Origin of the sequence: uncultured Tateyamaria sp. (genome assembly GCF_947504105.1) — a bacterium.
Lineage (GTDB): Bacteria > Pseudomonadota > Alphaproteobacteria > Rhodobacterales > Rhodobacteraceae > Tateyamaria.
Map to the genome: position 1 here is coordinate 1 of NZ_CANNGP010000148.1, position 837 is coordinate 837.

At 56.6% G+C, this 837-nt stretch carries 2 protein-coding genes; one reads left to right on the forward strand and one right to left on the reverse strand.

The window, feature by feature from the left end; translation table 11 throughout:
• A partial coding sequence (locus Q1A75_RS23985; RefSeq protein WP_299641537.1) for a hypothetical protein occupies nt 1-282 on the forward strand: 282 nt, incomplete at its 5' end.
• Between the two features lie 186 nt (nt 283-468).
• On the opposite strand, the gene Q1A75_RS23990 is transcribed toward Q1A75_RS23985, so the two are convergent.
• A complete protein-coding gene (locus Q1A75_RS23990; protein ID WP_299555379.1) occupies nt 469-654 on the reverse strand; it encodes a transposase domain-containing protein in 186 nt (61 codons plus the stop codon).
• Nucleotides 655-837 lie beyond the last annotated feature (183 nt).

Below are 837 nucleotides of genomic sequence, written 5' to 3' on the forward strand. Positions count from 1 at the left end.
GCCCTCGCAAAACGGTTCAACGTGAGCGCCGCAACCATTTTCAACGTTCTCAATAATACCAATGACACAACACCTGCACGGGCAAGCAGGCGAGTCTCGCGTGTCAGTGAACTGACACTAGAGCAGCGCCGAGACATTCGTGTCCGCTATAACCAGCGGCACTACACACCAGAACCCGATGGTCGACAGAACACTGCCAACGCGTTGGCATCAGAATTTGACATCAGTGCACAAGACGTCAGAAAAATTGCAGGCGAGAACGGTAAGCCACCAGATTCATGAGATACTGAAACACTACCGACTGGCGTCGGTGAGAGCGGCCCACTGTCTCTCCGAGCCAGCGAGCTACCTGCAGGACGACGGCCATTGGCTAAATCAGCGACAACCAACGACCCGTTCCGTGATTATGCGCTGCATTGCAACGTGCCCGTCCGTTGACCCCGACCTTTTGAGGCGACGCGGTGTCAGTTACGCTGCTTTGGCAGCGTAACGCCAGGGGAGGAGCTCGTCGAGGCGTGTGATTTTGTGGTCTGCGATTTGGGCCAGGACCCATGTGAGCCAGGCTTGCGGATCGGTGCCGTTGAGCTTGGTCGTTTCGATCAGGGTGAAGGCGATGGCCATGGCTTTGCCGTCCCCCTCGGAACCTGCGAACATCCAGTTTTTGCGGCCAATGGCCACGGGTTTGACGGTAAGCGTTGCGCTACCCCCACACTTACGGCCTAGCGCTTGATCTGCGTTCAGAGGCTTCTTTGGTTATTGGGGACCGTGTTGCATGGATCGGTCGCTCAAAGTATTCTCTGCGTTTTCTGTGACGTGAGCGACGGTCGATGCCCCACA